The organism is Lysinibacillus sp. GW247-5R2A (assembly GCF_059424475.1).
This window is the reverse complement of the sequence record NZ_JBWKZL010000002.1, coordinates 378,479-396,128: the sequence shown is the minus strand read 5'-3', so window position 1 is coordinate 396,128 and position 17,650 is coordinate 378,479. Positions and strand designations below refer to the sequence as shown.

Here is a 17,650-nt window from a genome sequence, read left to right as displayed (position 1 = left end):
AGATGAGCAAAAGTAAACAACTTAATTCGTAGTCTTGTATACTAAATACCCAATGGGAGGGACAAGAAAATGGATGTAAAGATGCTTTTATTGCAACAATGGACAAGCTGCTTAGATCAAGAAGACTGGTTTCCACCGCTTGAAAAAGTGCTAGAGGATATTACGCTTGAACAGGCGACTTGGAAACCAACTGAGGGGGCAACGAATTCCATTTGGGAAATAGTTTGTCATTTACTTTTCTTTAAAAAGCGATTGCTCATGCGATATCTTGATGAAACAGAGAATGAACCGCAGGCAGAAAATAATGACGCTACTTTCCGTTTACCAACCTTGACGTTGCAAAATTGGAAGGAAACAAAAGAGGAATATTTATATGTACACCGTGAACTTGGAAAAATACTAACAAAATCAGCACAAGAGGATTTAGATAGAAAGGTCCGTGGAGAACGAACATTAGTGCTTGAGCTGAAAAGTATAGCCATGCATGATGCCTATCATATTGGGCAAATTGTCTTGCTAAGTAAAATGCAGGATGCTTGGCCAGGGCAACGTGACTGTTAATAAAGATTCTTTAGGGGATGGGAATGTCCAAATCGGATGTTCCTATATTTTTATACGAGAGCAATACCAATGTCGAAAGAAGAGAGGGAAACGAATGAAAAAGCTCATGGCCATTATGCTAGTATGTGCTATCTTACCACGTGTAATCACCATTAATGTTACGGTGAATAATCATATCAATGTTCATCATAAGGGCGAGAAAAGTGGAAGAATTAAAAATAAAGTGGTAATATAAGACAAAACATACGCCATCGTATTTTTAAGGAGAATGAGCATGCAAGTAACGAGAGATGATTGGATAAAAGCCGGCCTACAACAATTAGCAGAAGACGGTATACATAAAGTACGTATCGAGGCACTAGCTCGATCCTTAAACATTAGTAAAGGCAGCTTTTATCATTATTTTCGTGATCATCAAGAACTATTAGATGCTATGCTTGATTATTGGGAAACACATGCGACAAAAGCCATTATTGAAAGTATGGAGCAGGAAGGGGCTACTTTAGAGCAGCTCTTACGCATAAGCTTTCATAAAGATAAGAAAATAGAAATGGGTATCTATGCTTGGTCTAAATATGATGCGCATGTCGCTACTCGTATTGTTCAAATCGAAGAACAACGAATTGACTGTGTCGCCAAGCTGTATCAAAAAAAAGGGATGGATGGAGAGCAAGCAATCGATCGAGCAAGGCTAGCTTATTTAGCCTATGTTGGCTGGATGACTCGCTATGAAGCCAACCCCCATTTTGATTTAGAGATAATGGTGAAGCTACTGTTATAGAAATTAGGATGTCCCTATGAGAGTCAATAACAAATCTTTAGGGACCCTATTTATCCCCTAAACATACGGTGGCGTATGTTGTTGATGGAAGTGGAGGAACTGATTATGTTTATTTTATCATTAGTTTCAGTGTGTTTATTATGGCTGATTAGTATCATTCATGTATATTGGGCATTTGGTGGGCAATGGGGGACTGGAGCAGTTATCCCCATCAAAGAAGGCAGCCTACAAGCGGTTTTTAGTCCGAGAAAATGGGGAACACTCTGTGTGGCCTTGCTAGTTCTATTAGCTAGCATTATCATTCTTGTCCAAGGGGGGTATATGACAGCCCTACCTGCCTCCGCCTATTCTAAAGTGGGCTCTATCATCTGTGCCATTGTTTTTAGTATACGGGCAATTGGCGATTTCAAATATGTTGGGTTTTTTAAAACAATCAAGCATTCTCCATTCGCTAAAAATGATACGAAGCTATATAGCCCCTTATGTTTGTTTTTGGGCTTCGTCTATATCATGTTATTGCTTTAAAAGAATGAATCCTCTAACATAATGAGAGTAAGTTATTGGATAGGGGGACCCAATTCATGCAGCAAATGATTTACTTACTTCGTCATGGCGAGACTGAATATAATACGCAGGGAAGATATCAAGGACAACTAGATTCGCCACTAACGGTGCTTGGTCGTGAGCAAGTGCAACAAAATGCTCGAATGCTGAAAACCTTCATTGGTCATGCTCATGATTGGAAAATTATTTCAAGCCCACTCGGAAGAGCGGTGGAGAGCACAGAAATACTTTGTGAAACGATCGGCTACGATTACAATAAGGTGGAATTTGATCAACGATTAACAGAAGTGGCAGTTGGGCAATGGGCTGGTTTAAAAATGTCAGACATTCAGCAAACGTGGCCAGATTTATTGACGAACACAGATGCTTTTAATTGGTATTTCCATGCGCCAGATGGGGAAAGTTATGAAGCGGTAGTGAGCAGACTGTCCTCTTGGCTTAACGAAATTCAACATTATCCAAAGGTAGTCGTTGTCTCACACGGTCTAACAGGTCGTATTTTACGGGGGATTTATGCCAGACTTCATAAAGAAGATGCCCTGCAATTAGAGGTTTCTCAAGATGTATTTTTTAAATTAGCTAATCAAGAAGTGACAAGAATTTGTTCTAATTTCGAAGATATCTATTAACGGATTAAAGCGTATTGGAGCCTTACCTTCTTTGCTTTTATTCAAACTTAAGGAATATTCAAAATTGCCGCCTATTATAATTGTGTAGGAGGCGTTTTTTTATGAAAAAATGGGTCTTATTTTGCTGTTTGGTTATCGTGATTTTCGTTTTATATGATACTAACAAAACACAGGAGTTTGCACATCTTGAGCTACCGTCCTTACATAGTCAAAATGCTTTGCTGCTTAATGAACAGGGCGACGTATTATATGAAAAAAATGCGGATGCCATCATATATCCGGCTTCATTAACAAAAATTATGACCGCTATTGTTGCGATTGAAATGACGGATGATTTACAAATGCAGACGATTGTCAAACCTCAAACAATCGCTAAATATACTGCTCAAAATGCCTCTATGGCAGGCTTCCATGCAGGAGATTTTGTCACAATTGAAGATTTGTTATACGGCACATTGCTTGCATCAGGTGCAGATGCAACAGCTACACTGGCTGAAGCCATTGCTGGCAGCGAGGATCAATTCGTCACTTACATGAACAATAAAGCACAGGAACTTGGCATGGACGCTACGCATTTCGTTAATACAAGCGGCCTACATGATGAGGCACATGTATCAAGCTTACAGGATATTAGTAAGCTTCTCCGTTATGCATTAGAAAATCCGACATTTTATCAAATTTTTACCTCGAAAGCTTATACGACACATGTTCCAACAGAATTGCTAATAGCAAATTCATTATTTACGAGAATGCCTAGCATGGATGGAACAATTTTGGGTGGGAAAACGGGATATACGCCAGAAGCAGGGTTATGTCTAGCATCATTAATGGAAAAAGATGGACGTAAATTTCTATTCATTACGACAAATGCTCCAGGCTATGCTTGGACACCACCCCCACATATCGAGGATGCTTTGACAGCCTACGATGCTCTTTAATAGGGCTGAACTCACGAATGATTGGCTATTTATGTTAAACTATACATGTTTGCGGAATGGAAGAAATGATCTAGCAGTTACCAAATGCCATGGAGGTAGAGTCGTAGTGAACCAATATCCATTTAAAATCATCCCATATGATCCCATATATGCGGAACAAACAGTGGTGATGTGGCGAGACAGCAAGAAACAGGCTATCGGGCAGGAAGAACGGCATAGCATGGAAAGCCACATTTATTTTTTAAACCATATATTACTTGAAGCATTTCAAATTGATTTAGCGCTCATGGATAATCAAGTAGTCGGAATGATTGCTTATAATGAGAAGGAGATTAGTCAGCTCTATATTCATATTGATTATCAAGGATTAGGAGTTGGCCAAACATTATTAGACAATGTAAAAAAACAATCAAGTGGAAGATTAACGCTATTCACGTTCGAAGTAAATAAAAACGCACAGCGGTTTTATGAAAAGAATGGATTCACCATCATTGGAAGAGGACATGAGAATGAAGAGAATTTACCAGATATTCAATATGAATGGATAGATAAATGAAGATTTAGCAGTTCAAAACTTTGTTGAAAAGGAGATTATCCATTTGGCACAAGGACTTATTCACCATATAGAAATAAATGTTTCGAATTTGAAAAACACCATACATTTTTGGGGTTGGTTTTTAGAGGAATTAGGTTATCAATCTTATCAGGAATGGGAAAGTGGTCAGAGCTGGAAAATAGACGACACCTATATTGTTTTTGTTCAAACGAACGAAAAGTTTATGGATATCGCTTATCATCGAAGTCGTGTAGGTTTAAATCATTTGGCATTCCACGCAAGTTCGAGGCAACAGGTTGATGCTATAACAAAGCAATTAGAAGAAAAGGGCGTTCATATTCTTTATGCTAATAAGCATCCCTTTGGAGGGGGAGAAGAGCATTACGCTGTTTATTTTGAGGACCCTGATAGAATTAAGGTTGAATTAGTAGCACCCTAATTGTTGTGCTCAAGGCGGCAATCGTTTGTTCGAATTGCAACTACTAGAGGCAATCACTATCCTTTATCGAAGCAACACACATGGTACTGAAATCAACTTGATAGATGACTAGTTTTATAGAAAATAGGGTAGGAGTACTGTATCCATGCCTTTCTAAAAACTTGAATTTGGAATCTGGTTGAATATAACTATTTTCTGGTATAGACGATTCCTCTATAATTAAAGTTAAATCTTAGCAATTTACAGACATGGAAAGACATCCAAGGGCGGTGTAGAATAATGAAAAAATTTTTACCTTATGTGTATGCTTTTTGCTTGACGTTTTTACTAGGCTTGATGGTGGGGCAGCTGTCAGCAAGTGCTGAAGGATCAGTGAAGATTCAAAAGATCAATAAAGATGCGGTTATTTATGAGGAGCCATCCACAAATAGCGCGGAAATCGGTGAAGTTGCGAAAGGCAGCTTTATCCAAGTGACACAAGCAAGTAAAGGGTGGACACATATTCAAACGCCAGAGCTGGCCGGCTATGTAACATCTGACGTTTTAGTGAAGGTAAAGTCGGAGGGCTACTTAGTTATTCAGAAGGGTGGCACTACTTTATTTACGGCACCAAGTCAAAATGCTCAGCATATTGGTCAACTATATGAAGGACGCATGGTCTATGTCTATGGTACAGCACCTGGTGGTTGGTCTTTCGTTCAATATGGAGAGGATATAGGCTATGTAGCAACAATTGCCCTAAAGAAACCTGTACCAACAAAGAAACAAATTAATGCTCCAAATGGTGCTGAGTTACGCTTGACGGCTAGTCCAAATGGAGAAGTTCTAGGAACAATTGCTAATAAGATGACTGTGCAGCATTACATAACGCTGGCGGGGTGGGCTTATGTAGAAGCGGGCGACAAAAAAGGGTATGTCAAAGCTTCTGAACTAGCCAATATCCAGCTTACTAATAATAAAGTTTATAATAAAGGGGTGCCAGCACCAAGGGGTTCAAAAAAACGAGTAGCGTTAACCTTTGATGATGGACCAGATGCCAAAGTAACACCACAAATTTTAGCTACATTACAAAAATACGATGCAAAGGCAACATTTTTTATGGTAGGGAAAAATGTTCCAAAAAACGCTACAATCGTCAAGCAAATCTATGACGCTGGGCATGAAATTGGCAATCATACATCCAACCATAAAAAATTAACTGCATTATCCATCGCTGGTGTCAAACAAGAAGTAAATGGCACAAGCAATGCCATCTATGCAGCAATTGGTCAGTATCCAACTGTTTTCCGTCCACCATATGGGGCGACAAATGATCAAGTTCGTTCAGTAATGACAATTCCATCGATCTTATGGTCAATTGATACGCTTGATTGGAAGCATCATAATCCAGATAAAATTTTAGCGTATGTGAAAGCATCTGTAAAAGATGGCAGTATTATTTTAATGCATGATATCCATCAAACGACTGCCAATGGTTTAGATAATGTCCTTCTCTACTTACAAAAGCAAGGCTATGAATTTGTTACGGTTAGTGAGATTTTACAATAATATACGACCTAAAATCTAAGTCTGCTATTTTGCTGACTTAGATTTTTTCGATGCATCCTTTTTGTGAACCTTAACGCCTTGTATACAATAGGGGCGACGTGCTGTAAGAACTTTTAGAGTCGAGTTTACGTGAAGTGGAATAATCATAGAAAAAGCCGTACTAGTCTTTTAGAGACCAAAGTACGGCTTGTTTTTATTTAAATAAATTAATAGTTGTAATAATAATAGGAATACCAAACACGTCGATTAAAAAGGCGCCTACAATTGGTACAACGAGAAAGGCTTTTTTAGAAGGACCGAAGCGTTGGACAACGGCTGACATATTGGCCATGGCATTCGGTGTTGCTCCTAGACCATGTCCTGCGAAACCAGCAACCATCACAGCCGCATCATAGTTTTTGCCGAGTAATTTAAACAGGACGAAAGTGCTAAATACAACAATAAAGAATACTTGCGCAAAGACGATGATAAATAATGGAAGCGCTAAATCTGCAATTTCCCATAATTTAATACTCATTAGAGCCATTGAAAGGAAAACACCTAATGTTACATCTCCAATTAATGAGATACTCTTCATATTGATTGCTTCTGGTTTAAATTTATCCATAATATTGCGGACTAAGACAGCTACAAACATAGCTCCTACATAGCCTGGCAGAACAAAGCCTGTCGCTTCTGAGAATAATGTTCCAACATAGGTACCGACAGCCATACAGAAAGTAATTAATAAGACTTGTGTAAAGAATGAATCAGATGTAATTTGTTCATGTTTATTTTCATATTCGATTTCTTCAGCTTCTTGTTCATCGGGTGTTAAATTGTATTTACCAACTAAATATTTAACGATTGGCCCACCAATTAAACCACCAGCTACTAAACCACAAGTTGCAGCCGCAGCACCGATTGTCATTGCTGAGGAAATACCCAAATCTTCTAATGTTTGTCCAAATGCTGCTGCAGCACCATGGCCGCCTTCCATGGACACGGCACCGGCCATCATACCAATCAGAGGATGAATCCCCATTAGTGACGCAAGAGAAACGCCAATAACATTTTGCATGAGGGCAAGGAAGCCACATGCTAGCCAATAAATAATAAGTAATTTTCCGCCCAGCCTAACTAGCTTAAAGCTTGCTCCTAAGCCGATAGTTGTGAAAAACGTAATCATAAATAAACTTTGTAATGATGTATCCAGTGAGATTTCTAATGTTCCTGTAGTCTTTAAAATGGTTGCAAGTGCAGCAAACAGCAAGCCACCGACCACTGGTGCTGGAATACAAAAACGTTTTAAGAATCCAATTTTATTAATGAGAAAGCCACCTAATGCAAAGAGTGCAACGGCTAGAAACACCGTTGTAATTTGATTAATTTCGATCATGAACCTTGCCCCCCAAGTAAGTTGTTCAGTGCTTCATAGACAAAATAAGCACCTAATTTCACCGTACGTCCGTTTTCGTCTAATGACGGATTAACCTCACAAATATCAAAAGAGTGTGTATGTGGATGCGAAGTTACCTTTTGAAGAATCGTACGCACAGTTGTCGGTTCAAGTCCAAACGGTGAAGGTGCACTTACGCCTGGTGCCGATGCTGCGCTTAATACATCCATACATAATGTTAAAAGCACATAATCGTGTTGATCCATATAATTTTGTAAATCATCCATTAATGGCTGAAGATTGGCCGATGATGTCATGTCATCTTCTACTACATACTTCACTTCTAGCTCATCCGCTTTTTCGAACAGCTCTTTTGTATTGCCATAGCGTTGTATGCCAACAACAAAATAATCGACATATGGGTCTTGCTCTAAAATTTGACGGAACATTGTACCCGAAGAAGTCTGCTCGTCATATGGTCGTAAATCAAAATGAGCATCGATATTGATAATGCCGATTTTTGCTTCCTTTGGTAATGCCGCACGAACACCTAAATAATGACCGTACAGTGTTTCATGACCACCACCGAGCACGACACATTGTAATTTCTTTTGTAGGAGGGTGCTAACAACATCACCAAGCTCTCGCTGTGCCTCCTCTAGTGCATGATTGAGACAAATGATGTTCCCTACATCAATGATTTGTTGCTCCCCCTCAAACGTCCACGGTAAACTAGATAGTCCTTCACGTAGTGCGTTTGGTCCATTTGCTGCTCCTACTCGACCTTGATTTCGACGTACACCCTCATCGCAAATAAAGCCAACCATTGCAGCACTTTTCTTATCTGAAGCGCTTACATCATTAATCGCGATTCGTTTTACTTGTTGGTGTAAACGGAAACTGCTTTTATTTGTTGTTGAATCTATACGGCCTTTCCATTGTTTTTGATCTGTCATTGTGTACATAATCTTATCATCCCCATTGCAAATATTATTGTAGAAAAAATATTGTTGTAATTCATTATATATTCACATAATTATAATTACTAATATATAATTAATATTAATCTATAGCTTTAAACTATAAATGAAGGAGGATCACCGAATTGGATATTAAACAATTACAATATTTTATTGCTGTTTCAGAGCATATGAATTTCTCAAAAGCCGCAGAAAGACTGCATATTTCGCAGCCTTCCTTAAGCAATGCCATCAAAAAATTAGAACATGAGATTGGCACGCCCTTGTTAGACAGAAATACTAGAAATCTGCAGTTAACGGAAGCGGGTGAGGTACTATTTGAACGTGCAAAAGTTATTGTGAAAAATATGGAAGTGTTAAAAATAGAAATGGATGAAGTCGTTGTACATGGCACGAGTGAAATTACCATTGGTGTGATGGAATCAATCAAGCATTGGCTCCCTAAAGTAATTGCTAACTATAAAAAAGACTATCCGCAAATGACGATCCATTTAGTAGATATTTTAGGCAGTAAGCGTGTAAAAAAATCCTTGAAAAGCTATAAAACCCATTTAATTATTACCAATCAGCTAATGGATGATCCTGAGCTTGAGGTTATGACCTTATATGAGGAACGTTTAGTAGCTGTTTTACCCCTACATCATCCGTTAGCAAAGAAAGAGACTTTATCGATTTCAGACATTAGTGCAGAGCCTTTTATAATAAGTACAGAGGGGTTTCAAACAAGACGTGATATTTTGAATACTTTTGAACAAGCAGGGGAGAGCATTGATATTCAATTTGAAATAGAACGTTTTGAAACGGCTGTATCTCTTGTAAGAGAAAATTTAGGGATAACCATCTTACCAGAAAACTATTTACAAGGCCCGACAGCTAAAACCATTGTTAAAAAGGAAATTGAAGGAGCGAATCTATGTCGGAATGTTTATTTGGTGTACTTAAAAAATCGCCATTTACCATTTGCTATCCGTCGATTACTGAAAGATGTGCTGCAATTTTTCGAAACGAAACCAATGTAAACTATTCAATTGCTATAAACTTGGAATTTTCCTTGTAATTAGAAAATTCATGAAATGGAATTGATTTACTAGAAAAATAGCGGTAACATTTAATGTAAGAATAAAAATGAACAATCATTCATTTTTTTCGGAGTTCAAGCAAAGGGGGTTACTTCCAATGAATTTTTCCTATAGTGAAAAAGTTGTGAAGTTACAGGACAAGCTGACGAATTTTATGGAGCAATACATCTACCCGAATGAGGCCGTTTATGCTGCCCAAATCGAGGCGATGGAGGATCGTTGGGGTGCGATTCCGCCCATTATGGATGAGCTAAAGCTGAAAGCACAGGAAGCAGGCTTATGGAATTTATTTCTACCAGATAGTGAATACGGAGCGGGTTTAACAAATCTAGAATACGCTCCATTATGTGAAATTATGGGACGTTCACTTTTGGCACCAGAAGTGTTTAATTGTAATGCACCTGATACAGGTAATATGGAGGTACTAGTTCGCTATGGTTCCACACAGCAAAAGAAGCAATGGCTGGAACCGTTATTACGAGGGGAAATACGATCTTGCTTTGCAATGACTGAACCTGCAGTCGCGTCGAGTGATGCTACGAATATTGAGGCAAGTATTGAACGTGATGGCGATGAATATATTTTAAATGGTCATAAATGGTGGACAACTGGTGCTGGCGACCCGCGCTGTAAAGTAGCTATTTTTATGGGCAAACATAAAGATTCAACGGCGCCTATTCATGAGCAGCAATCTATGATTCTTGTACCAATGGATACGCCAGGAGTAAAAGTGGAGCGCATGTTAACGGCTTTTGGCTATGATCATGCACCAGAGGGACATGGAGAGGTGACCTTTACGAATGTACGCGTACCTGTAGACAATATTTTATGGGGAGAGGGAAAAGGCTTTGCCATTGCCCAAGGTCGCTTGGGTCCAGGAAGAATTCATCATTGTATGCGTCTAATTGGCGCAGCTGAACGGGCATTAGAGGAAATGTGTGTACGGGTACAGGAGCGTCATGCCTTTCATCGACCTCTAGCAGATCAAGGTGTGATGCGTGAACGTATTGCCGAGTCACGTATTGATATTGAGCAAGCAAGGCTTTTAACATTAAAGGCTGCTTATATGATGGATACGGTTGGCAATAAAGAGGCAAAAGCAGAAATTGCAATGATAAAGGTAGTTGCGCCAAATATGGCACTGAGAGTTATAGACAGAGCGATTCAAGCATTTGGAGCTGCTGGTGTAGGGCCTGATACAACACTTGCTGCACAGTGGGCAAATTCTCGAACATTGCGTTTAGCAGATGGGCCAGATGAAGTACATCGTAATACAGTTGCCAAGCTGGAATTAAAAAAGCACGCGAAAAAACATAAGGAGCTGGTGAAATGACTGTAATGGAGTTATTTAGCTTACAGGGGAAAACAGCCATTGTGACAGGCGGGGGACGTGGACTCGGAGCACAAATTGCCCAAGGCTTTGCCGAGGCTGGAGCCAATGTTGTCTTATGCTCGCGAAAAGTGGAAGCATGTGAGGAGGTCGCTAAAGCTCTTGAAAAATTAGGGGTTCAAACATTAGCGTTAGCCTGTGATGTGACAAAACCAGAGGATATTGCCAATGCTGTGGCGCAAACGATGACTACGTTCGGTACAATTGATATTTTAGTCAATAACAGTGGGGCCTCATGGGGAACACCTGCTATCGATATGCCGTATGAAGCCTGGCAAAAAGTATTTGATGTCAATGTGAATGGAACATTCCTAATGAGCCAAGCAGTCGGCAAAATCATGCTAGAGCAGAAAAGCGGGAAAATAATTAATATTGCTTCTATCGCAGGGCTTGGTGGTACACTACCTGCATTTATGGATACGATTGCCTATAATGCCAGCAAAGGGGCTGTTATAACATTAACGAAGGATTTAGCTGTCAAATGGGGACCTCATGGTGTCCATGTCAATGCCATTGCCCCTGGTTTTTTCCCAACCAAAATGTCCAATGTGTTAATTGAACGTGGTCAAGATTATTTGATGGGCGCTACACCATTAAAACGACTTGGCTCCGAAAATGATTTAAAGGGTGTGGCGTTATTTCTAGCATCGGCAGCATCAGATTATGTGACAGGTGATGTCATTGTTGTTGATGGGGGCATGAGCGCCATTATTTAAAGGAGGGATAAGATGGATACAATGCAAGTAAGGGCAAGTGAACGACTAGATGTAGACAAATTGCGCACATTTTTAGAAAGCCATTTTTCTGAACTACCGCAGGGGCAATTGGAAATTTCACAATTTAGTGCGGGTCATTCCAATTTAACCTATTGCTTGAAAATAGCTGATTTTGAAGTGGTCCTTCGTAGACCGCCGCTTGGCCCAGTTGCTAAGAAGGCCCATGATATGAAGAGAGAGTTTACCATTTTATCAGCCTTGCATCCATTTTTACCTGTGGTCCCAAAACCCTATGTGTATGTGGAGGACCGAGACATTATTGGCAGTGATTTCTTTTTAATGGAGCGAAAAAAAGGCGTCGTCCTCGATACTTATTTTCCAAAAGGAATAAAACCAACGGAGGAACTAGCCCGTCAGCTGTCTGAAAAAATGGTTGACTCATTAGTAGCACTGCATGCAATCCCTTATGAGAACACACCGTTACAGGACTTCGTGAAGCCTGATGGATTTATGGAACGACAGGTACATGGTTGGATCGAGCGCTATGATAAGGCTAAAACAGCAGAGTATACTGAAGTAAAAGCTTTAACAGATTGGTTAAAAAAACATATTCCTCATAATGAGGAGGCAACCATTATTCACTATGACTATAAATTGAATAATGCTATGTTTTCTGAGGACTACTCCGAAATGATTGGTTTATTTGATTGGGAAATGACCACAGTAGGGGATCCACTTGCGGATGTAGGTGTCGCAATGAGTTACTGGATGCAAGCGGATGATCCCAAAATGCTATTACATGCACTAGGCGACCCACCCGTTACGGTATTGCCAGGATTTTATAGCCGTCAGCAGTTTATGGAACGCTATGCTGAAAAAAGTGGGCGAGATATGTCAGACATTCAATATTACTTTACATTTGCCTATTTCAAATTAGCGGTCATTTGTCAGCAAATCTATTATCGTTATGCCAAAGGGCAAACCCAGGATGATCGCTTCGCTCAAATGGATAAAATGGTCGCTGCCTTAATAAAACAGGCTTCAGCTTCTATTTAACCGTTTGAAAAACAGTTACTTTTCATTGAAGTAGCTGTTTTTTTGATAATTATATAACAGATTATCCGACACTATATAATAGGATTATTTAATGCCACTCGCACAAAAAACAATTCAAATGACGCAACTATCACACGTAAAAGTATTAAGAGAGATAGAATATATGTTCTTATTTTATCATAGATTCTATCTTTTTGCTAAAAATGAAAACAATAATAATTTATTGTTTTTCAATAAAAAAATATTGACTTAAGATGTGTTGGGGATTATTATAGCTATAGCAAATCAGACGATATGCTTGGAAATGGATCACATACAATAGACAAATTATATGGAGGAAACGATGATGAAGAAATATTTATTAGCAACAATACCTATGATGATAGGTGTTTTATGTTTATTTATAAAAGGAATTCTTGGCGATGAGGTACTAGCAAACGGAGTAATTGTGGAGAAGAACTTCTTTTTAATCCCATTGAGCTATTTATTTTTCTTTAGCGGTATACTAACATTGATCTTTTTTTCAACGCTTAAAAAACAAAGTATCGCTAAATAACGCAAAAAAAACAGGCTTCTATGAAAAGCCTGTTTTTTGTTAGGACCATGTTTGATCAAGCTTGTCACTGTAATAATGAATAGCTTTTTTGTAATCCTTAATGCCCTGATGGTTGGTTGTGCTGACTAACGTATTCAATAATGTTTCCATAGATTTTGCATGCTCACCAAGATTATAAAGTGTCATGGCATAAAAAACCTTTATATGCTCGGCTTCAGGGAATTCGTGTATAGCCTGTTCCAATGTCCGTTTTGCTTGTTCGTACAGCCCCAATGTCCGATACGTGCTCCCTAAACCTAGATAGGCATCCTCTAGAATTGCTGGCTCTAATCCTAATCGAATGGCTTTTTCATAGTGGGGAACAGCTTCTTTTTCTTGTCCTAAAGAATCATAGGTCCAGGCACATTGAAATTGATAGTAAGCATTTTCAGGTTCTTCTTTGACCAATGCCACCATTAATTGATTGGCTTCCTTAAGCTGGCCATTTTCTCTTAATGTTAGAACTTGCTCTAATTGTTTATCCATTGATTAAACCCCTTGTTAAAAAATTTTCTTCTTCGACAGCTGCTTGAAAGATTCAGCCAATAATTGCATTGTCCATGATTACAAAGGAAAACCTTGCCTGATGAGTCCATAAATATTGGATTGCCTCCACCATCTATTGAAAAATGACATAGCTGTTGAAGAAGGGAGGACTCACTGAATGGTTGGCGAAATGCCAGTGTTAAATCCATGTCTGCTTCATTTCCCATCCTGGAACCGTTAGAAAAGCATGAACTGCACGTAATCCTTATTGAATTGTACATCGAGCCTCTGTTGAGCATAGATAATTTCTTCTTCACCTATCATGTATGGTGTTCCTTATTGAATAGAAATACCTTTAAACGTTCTAATAAACTTTCTTTCATTTCCTTCCATCCCTTTTTTAGATGCTTCCTTTATTATATAAGCAATAATTTGCTAGAAACCAGTAGTAATGGTATTGTTTGTGTAAAAGTAAATCCATGAGGTGAATAGAATGCTAGAGCGTTCGATGGAAAAGACACGGGAATGCAAAGAGGAAAGGGAGTGATAGATTAATAAGAAAAGAGGATAAAAAATGACAAGAAACCAAAAGATTATTTGTGATGGATTTGAATTGCACTATTGTATAAAGGGACAGGGTGAACCTATTTTAGTCGTAGGAAGCAGTGTGTATTACCCACGACTGTTCTCAGAAAACCTTTCCCAGCATTTTCAGCTTATTTTTTTAGATCATCGTGGATTTGTGAAGCCTGCTCGTCCTTTAAAACTAGAGGACTATACTTTAGAGAAAATTGTCGACGATATTGAACAAGCTCGACAATTGTTAAAGTTGGAGCATGTCATTATTTTAGGGCACTCAGGGCATGCATTTATGGCGATGGCGTATGCTGACAAATACCCTCAGCATGTTCGGAAGGTGATTCTATTAAATACAGCTACAACAAATAGCCAAGAGAGACAACAGCAAAGCTTGTCCTTTTTTGATGCTAATGCCAGTGTCGCGCGAAAAAAACAATTTGAACGAGAGATTGCTTTCTTAGCGCAAGATTTAAAGAAGGAACCTGAACGACGTTTTGTTCATATGTGTATTCGTATGGGCGCACATAGTTTCTATGATTATTCGTTTAATGCTACAGCTATGTGGGAAGGCGTTTATACGAATATGGAAGTCATAGATTATCTGTGGGGGAGAGCTTTCGCTGAGCAGGATCTTTTACAGCTAACTCGATCTTTCCCTAAACCAATTTTTGTTGGACTAGGTAGGTATGATTTTTTAGTTGCTCCTGTTTCATTATGGGAGGCAATAGAGGATACTCCTCAGGTTAAGAAAGTTATCTTTGAAAAAAGTGGTCATAACCCTATGTTTGAAGAGCCAGAGCTATTTGATGAACAGCTCATTAATTGGATAAACGAAGGATAATTTTTTAAAACTTAGAGCAGTAGTTGGTAACATGTATATGTTATCATACTGCTCTTTTTTCATGTAGAAATAGGAAGGGGGTAGCCGTTAACGGTGAAAATCTCTCGCCCTATGGTTAGATAGGGGAGTCCGATCATTCGTTGTACACATGCTGATCACCAGAAATCTAAGTAGATGAAAGATCATGATTAAACACCTACAACAGGCTACTTTCAAAAGGGAAGAAGCCAATGCACTAGCTTGCCGTATTAGTTTTACTTATAGCATTCACTTGCTGGCAGTCAATAATAACGGGTCTAGCCATGTCATCGATTTGAAGGAAATAGGCACAGCAGCTATGTGGATCGAGATAGATAAAGTAAATACCGCAAAAACAATGGCCATCAGAAAGATAGACATCTACTAATGTCCCTGGGTCAAAACATTCTAACTGACTACAAATACAGCCTTGACAATGTTTTTTATCTTTATTTCTTACGTGGCTCTCCGACTGTTTATTCTCACCCTGAGAACTATTATAATACTTGATGCGATATGAATCTTCTTCCGCCATATCATCCGTGCCATAATAGTAACCTGTGCAATAGTTCTTCGAGTCACAATAGCACTTAGAAAATTTATGATAATTATTTAAATTTCTATCCAATCGTGTTAAATATCGATTTTCATCCATTTTTGAAACGCTCCTTTATGGTTTAAATGTTAATTCTAGCGCTAGTCTTCTATTTCTAATCTATGTAAAAGAGCTATCTTGAGTTGGTATTCTGTCCAACTACTTGTCATATAAAAGAAAAAGCTAGACTCCTAAATAGAGTCTAGTCTTTTGAATGGTTTACATAATCTTCTTTCAGTAATCCATATATTTCTAAATCAACAACGCCTTTGCCGGACCATAATGTTGCTTGTCGTAATAAACCTTCTTTTATAAAACCATTCTTTAGTAGTACTTTTTTCGAGGGCTCGTTTAATGGCATGACCTCAGCTTGAATTCGATTCACCTGAACCTCCTCTAATAAAAAGTTCACGACCATTTCAACTGCCTTCGTAGCAATGCCTTTTCCCCAAAAATCTTCGGCTAGGTAATATCCAATTGTCACCATATTTACCTTTTGATTAAAGTCCATCGCTTCAATAATACCCACTAATTTCTCGCATTGGGACACTTCAAAAATACCCCACTTTATTCTACTTCTCTTCTTAAAGTCTCTTTCAAAATGCTCAATCATTTTTTGTACGGTTTGATAGTTGTGTTTGGGGATAATACCACAAAACTCGAAAACCTTTGGATTATCATAAATGGCAAACAACTCTTCTATATGAGACACTTCTATTTTCTTCAATAGTAGACTAGACGTATGTAGCAGAGGAAATTGAGTAAAAACCTTTTCAAACATCATTTTTTTGCTTCCTTTCTTAACCTTTAATAGGAATGTAAATTTTTATTTTCATAGTATGTGGATAGATAGATTACATAACATCTGTTATTTCGTAATCAGGACCCCTATCTCTTTCGTAATGAGAGTTAGGCAACCATACCCCGTAAATGTAACGTCTTGTTTTCTGTATACCTTCTGCACGACTATTCAAGATAAATTCAGCATATTGACCAGCAGGTAATTCTACATGGATAAACTCTTGCTGAACACGCTCCTCAAATACTCGGACTTCCTCACCAACAACAAAAGAAAATTCACCATTCTCTTGAAAGTTTGTAGAGATTCCATAGGCCATATTAGGTGCCACTTTTTGTGTAATACGTTCATAATAGTGCTGGCGACCAAAATCATGATAAAAGCCCGGAATTTCAGCATAATACCTCTCATCTTGTAATGATGTTTGATAGGGATGGCCGGTGATTAATTTTTTTCCTACATGGACGATTGTTGGTTTTGGCATAGGGAGCTCACCATCCATTTTATAATCCAAAAAGTTTATTTTGTTTTGTAATGGTATAGAATTTGCATTCTTTCTATACTTAGCCGGTGATATCCCAAAATATTGAACAAATGCCCTTGTAAAAGCTTCTTGAGAACCGTATTGAAAGTTAATCGCCACTGCAAGTATAGCTTGAGAGGTTGCTATTAATAGAAGGGCCGCTTCAGAAAGTCTTCTATTACGAATATACTGCTGTACGGAAAATTCAGTTATCTCCTGAAACAGTCGCTGAAAATGGAAGGCTGAACAGTACGATTGCGAAGAAATATCTGTGATCTACATTTTTTCTTGTAAGTTATCCTCTATATAGTCTATAGCGTTTTGTATTCTTTCAAAATAATCCATACGAGCATCCTTTCTTATTCTCATCGTACCGTTTACATGGAAATATTTTTTGATAATTTATGCTAATTTGTACATTATAGGGGACTGAAAACGAAATCAATAGAAATATTGAAATGAATGACAAATATAGGTATAATTTATTTAAATTTACAAGAAAGCGAGTGATCCATAATGATAGTCAGCTCTAATTTTCCATTAAATAATATGAAGGTGTGGAAGAATTAAAAGGGATTTTTCTTCCGCAAATAATCGGA

Annotated in this window: 20 protein-coding genes and 1 pseudogene; 15 read left to right on the top strand and 6 right to left on the bottom strand. The window is 38.4% G+C overall.

The window, feature by feature from the left end; translation table 11 throughout:
* Positions 1–69: 69 nt before the first annotated feature.
* From AC07YC_RS05715 to AC07YC_RS05675, 9 genes are all read left to right on the top strand, one after another.
* Positions 70–561 (top strand): DinB family protein, encoded by a 492-nt coding sequence (locus AC07YC_RS05715; protein ID WP_494918673.1) that lies wholly within the window; start codon positions 70–72, stop codon positions 559–561.
* A 94-nt stretch (positions 562–655) separates the two neighbouring features.
* Positions 656–796 (top strand): hypothetical protein, encoded by a 141-nt coding sequence (locus AC07YC_RS05710; protein WP_336636651.1) that lies wholly within the window; start codon positions 656–658, stop codon positions 794–796.
* Positions 797–835: 39 nt separating this feature from the next.
* Positions 836–1,342 carry a TetR/AcrR family transcriptional regulator gene (locus AC07YC_RS05705; RefSeq protein ID WP_494918672.1) on the top strand — a complete coding sequence of 169 codons (507 nt, stop codon included), beginning with the start codon at positions 836–838 and terminating at the stop codon, positions 1,340–1,342.
* 105 nt (positions 1,343–1,447) lie between these two features.
* Complete coding sequence (locus AC07YC_RS05700; protein WP_419719865.1) at positions 1,448–1,867, top strand: DUF3995 domain-containing protein; 420 nt, start codon at positions 1,448–1,450, stop codon at positions 1,865–1,867.
* Between the two features lie 56 nt (positions 1,868–1,923).
* Positions 1,924–2,535, top strand: a complete 612-nt coding sequence (locus AC07YC_RS05695) for a histidine phosphatase family protein (protein WP_336636653.1) — start codon at positions 1,924–1,926, stop codon at positions 2,533–2,535.
* A 101-nt stretch (positions 2,536–2,636) separates the two neighbouring features.
* Positions 2,637–3,473 (top strand): D-alanyl-D-alanine carboxypeptidase family protein, encoded by an 837-nt coding sequence (locus AC07YC_RS05690; protein WP_494918671.1) that lies wholly within the window; start codon positions 2,637–2,639, stop codon positions 3,471–3,473.
* A 106-nt stretch (positions 3,474–3,579) separates the two neighbouring features.
* Positions 3,580–4,029, top strand: a complete 450-nt coding sequence (locus tag AC07YC_RS05685) for a GNAT family N-acetyltransferase (RefSeq protein WP_336636655.1) — start codon at positions 3,580–3,582, stop codon at positions 4,027–4,029.
* A 43-nt stretch (positions 4,030–4,072) separates the two neighbouring features.
* On the top strand, positions 4,073–4,468 hold the full coding sequence (locus AC07YC_RS05680) for a VOC family protein (RefSeq protein WP_336636656.1): 396 nt from the start codon (positions 4,073–4,075) through the stop codon (positions 4,466–4,468).
* Between the two features lie 279 nt (positions 4,469–4,747).
* A complete protein-coding gene (locus tag AC07YC_RS05675) occupies positions 4,748–6,016 on the top strand; it encodes a polysaccharide deacetylase family protein (protein WP_494918670.1) in 1,269 nt (422 codons plus the stop codon).
* Between the two features lie 193 nt (positions 6,017–6,209).
* Here AC07YC_RS05675 and gltS read toward each other — a convergent pair whose 3' ends face one another.
* Positions 6,210–7,394 carry a sodium/glutamate symporter gene (gene gltS / locus AC07YC_RS05670; protein WP_336636658.1) on the bottom strand — a complete coding sequence of 395 codons (1,185 nt, stop codon included), beginning with the start codon at positions 7,392–7,394 and terminating at the stop codon, positions 6,210–6,212.
* A complete protein-coding gene (hutG, locus tag AC07YC_RS05665) occupies positions 7,391–8,359 on the bottom strand; it encodes a formimidoylglutamase (protein WP_336636659.1) in 969 nt (322 codons plus the stop codon). Before hutG ends, gltS begins: the two co-directional genes overlap by 4 nt.
* Before the next feature lie 140 nt (positions 8,360–8,499).
* Here hutG and AC07YC_RS05660 point away from each other — a divergent pair, with 140 nt between their 5' ends.
* The 5 genes from AC07YC_RS05660 (at position 8,500) to AC07YC_RS05640 (ending at position 13,171) form a co-directional block, all read left to right on the top strand.
* Positions 8,500–9,393 carry a LysR family transcriptional regulator gene (locus tag AC07YC_RS05660; RefSeq protein WP_494918669.1) on the top strand — a complete coding sequence of 298 codons (894 nt, stop codon included), beginning with the start codon at positions 8,500–8,502 and terminating at the stop codon, positions 9,391–9,393.
* Between the two features lie 157 nt (positions 9,394–9,550).
* Complete coding sequence (locus AC07YC_RS05655) at positions 9,551–10,786, top strand: acyl-CoA dehydrogenase family protein (protein ID WP_494918668.1); 1,236 nt, start codon at positions 9,551–9,553, stop codon at positions 10,784–10,786.
* Positions 10,783–11,559 (top strand): SDR family oxidoreductase, encoded by a 777-nt coding sequence (locus AC07YC_RS05650; protein WP_494918667.1) that lies wholly within the window; start codon positions 10,783–10,785, stop codon positions 11,557–11,559. The genes AC07YC_RS05655 and AC07YC_RS05650 overlap by 4 nt, the downstream gene beginning before the upstream one ends.
* Before the next feature lie 12 nt (positions 11,560–11,571).
* The gene (locus tag AC07YC_RS05645) at positions 11,572–12,615 is read left to right on the top strand and encodes a phosphotransferase family protein (protein ID WP_494918666.1); all 1,044 of its coding nucleotides are present in this window, start codon (positions 11,572–11,574) and stop codon (positions 12,613–12,615) included.
* Positions 12,616–12,961: 346 nt separating this feature from the next.
* The gene (locus AC07YC_RS05640) at positions 12,962–13,171 is read left to right on the top strand and encodes a DUF3955 domain-containing protein (protein WP_402791697.1); all 210 of its coding nucleotides are present in this window, start codon (positions 12,962–12,964) and stop codon (positions 13,169–13,171) included.
* Between the two features lie 39 nt (positions 13,172–13,210).
* On the opposite strand, the gene AC07YC_RS05635 is transcribed toward AC07YC_RS05640, so the two are convergent.
* Positions 13,211–13,696 (bottom strand): tetratricopeptide repeat protein, encoded by a 486-nt coding sequence (locus tag AC07YC_RS05635; RefSeq protein WP_336636665.1) that lies wholly within the window; start codon positions 13,694–13,696, stop codon positions 13,211–13,213.
* A gap of 574 nt (positions 13,697–14,270) precedes the next feature.
* Here AC07YC_RS05635 and AC07YC_RS05630 point away from each other — a divergent pair.
* Positions 14,271–15,116, top strand: coding sequence for an alpha/beta fold hydrolase (locus AC07YC_RS05630; RefSeq protein ID WP_494918665.1), 846 nt, complete (start codon positions 14,271–14,273; stop codon positions 15,114–15,116).
* Between the two features lie 235 nt (positions 15,117–15,351).
* On the opposite strand, the gene AC07YC_RS05625 is transcribed toward AC07YC_RS05630, so the two are convergent.
* From AC07YC_RS05625 to AC07YC_RS05615, 3 genes and pseudogenes are all read right to left on the bottom strand, one after another.
* Positions 15,352–15,789, bottom strand: a complete 438-nt coding sequence (locus AC07YC_RS05625) for a hypothetical protein (RefSeq protein WP_494918664.1) — start codon at positions 15,787–15,789, stop codon at positions 15,352–15,354.
* 142 nt (positions 15,790–15,931) lie between these two features.
* Positions 15,932–16,513 (bottom strand): GNAT family N-acetyltransferase, encoded by a 582-nt coding sequence (locus AC07YC_RS05620; RefSeq protein ID WP_494918663.1) that lies wholly within the window; start codon positions 16,511–16,513, stop codon positions 15,932–15,934.
* A 70-nt stretch (positions 16,514–16,583) separates the two neighbouring features.
* Positions 16,584–17,396, bottom strand: a pseudogene (locus tag AC07YC_RS05615) (AraC family transcriptional regulator).
* Positions 17,397–17,650: the final 254 nt, after the last annotated feature.

What these genes read in the sequence shown, in the direction of transcription:
- AC07YC_RS05715 (WP_494918673.1), top strand. Translation starts at nt 70, where the DNA reads ATGGATGTAAAGATGCTTTTATTGCAACAATGGACAAGCTGCTTAGAT.
- AC07YC_RS05710 (WP_336636651.1), top strand. Translation starts at nt 656, where the DNA reads ATGAAAAAGCTCATGGCCATTATGCTAGTATGTGCTATCTTACCACGT.
- AC07YC_RS05705 (WP_494918672.1), top strand. Translation starts at nt 836, where the DNA reads ATGCAAGTAACGAGAGATGATTGGATAAAAGCCGGCCTACAACAATTA.
- AC07YC_RS05700 (WP_419719865.1), top strand. Translation starts at nt 1,448, where the DNA reads ATGTTTATTTTATCATTAGTTTCAGTGTGTTTATTATGGCTGATTAGT.
- AC07YC_RS05695 (WP_336636653.1), top strand. Translation starts at nt 1,924, where the DNA reads ATGCAGCAAATGATTTACTTACTTCGTCATGGCGAGACTGAATATAAT.
- AC07YC_RS05690 (WP_494918671.1), top strand. Translation starts at nt 2,637, where the DNA reads ATGAAAAAATGGGTCTTATTTTGCTGTTTGGTTATCGTGATTTTCGTT.
- AC07YC_RS05675 (WP_494918670.1), top strand. Translation starts at nt 4,748, where the DNA reads ATGAAAAAATTTTTACCTTATGTGTATGCTTTTTGCTTGACGTTTTTA.
- gltS (WP_336636658.1), bottom strand. Translation starts at nt 7,394, where the DNA reads ATGATCGAAATTAATCAAATTACAACGGTGTTTCTAGCCGTTGCACTC.
- hutG (WP_336636659.1), bottom strand. Translation starts at nt 8,359, where the DNA reads ATGTACACAATGACAGATCAAAAACAATGGAAAGGCCGTATAGATTCA.
- AC07YC_RS05655 (WP_494918668.1), top strand. Translation starts at nt 9,551, where the DNA reads ATGAATTTTTCCTATAGTGAAAAAGTTGTGAAGTTACAGGACAAGCTG.
- AC07YC_RS05650 (WP_494918667.1), top strand. Translation starts at nt 10,783, where the DNA reads ATGACTGTAATGGAGTTATTTAGCTTACAGGGGAAAACAGCCATTGTG.
- AC07YC_RS05645 (WP_494918666.1), top strand. Translation starts at nt 11,572, where the DNA reads ATGGATACAATGCAAGTAAGGGCAAGTGAACGACTAGATGTAGACAAA.
- AC07YC_RS05640 (WP_402791697.1), top strand. Translation starts at nt 12,962, where the DNA reads ATGAAGAAATATTTATTAGCAACAATACCTATGATGATAGGTGTTTTA.
- AC07YC_RS05635 (WP_336636665.1), bottom strand. Translation starts at nt 13,696, where the DNA reads ATGGATAAACAATTAGAGCAAGTTCTAACATTAAGAGAAAATGGCCAG.
- AC07YC_RS05630 (WP_494918665.1), top strand. Translation starts at nt 14,271, where the DNA reads ATGACAAGAAACCAAAAGATTATTTGTGATGGATTTGAATTGCACTAT.
- AC07YC_RS05625 (WP_494918664.1), bottom strand. Translation starts at nt 15,789, where the DNA reads ATGGATGAAAATCGATATTTAACACGATTGGATAGAAATTTAAATAAT.
- AC07YC_RS05620 (WP_494918663.1), bottom strand. Translation starts at nt 16,513, where the DNA reads ATGATGTTTGAAAAGGTTTTTACTCAATTTCCTCTGCTACATACGTCT.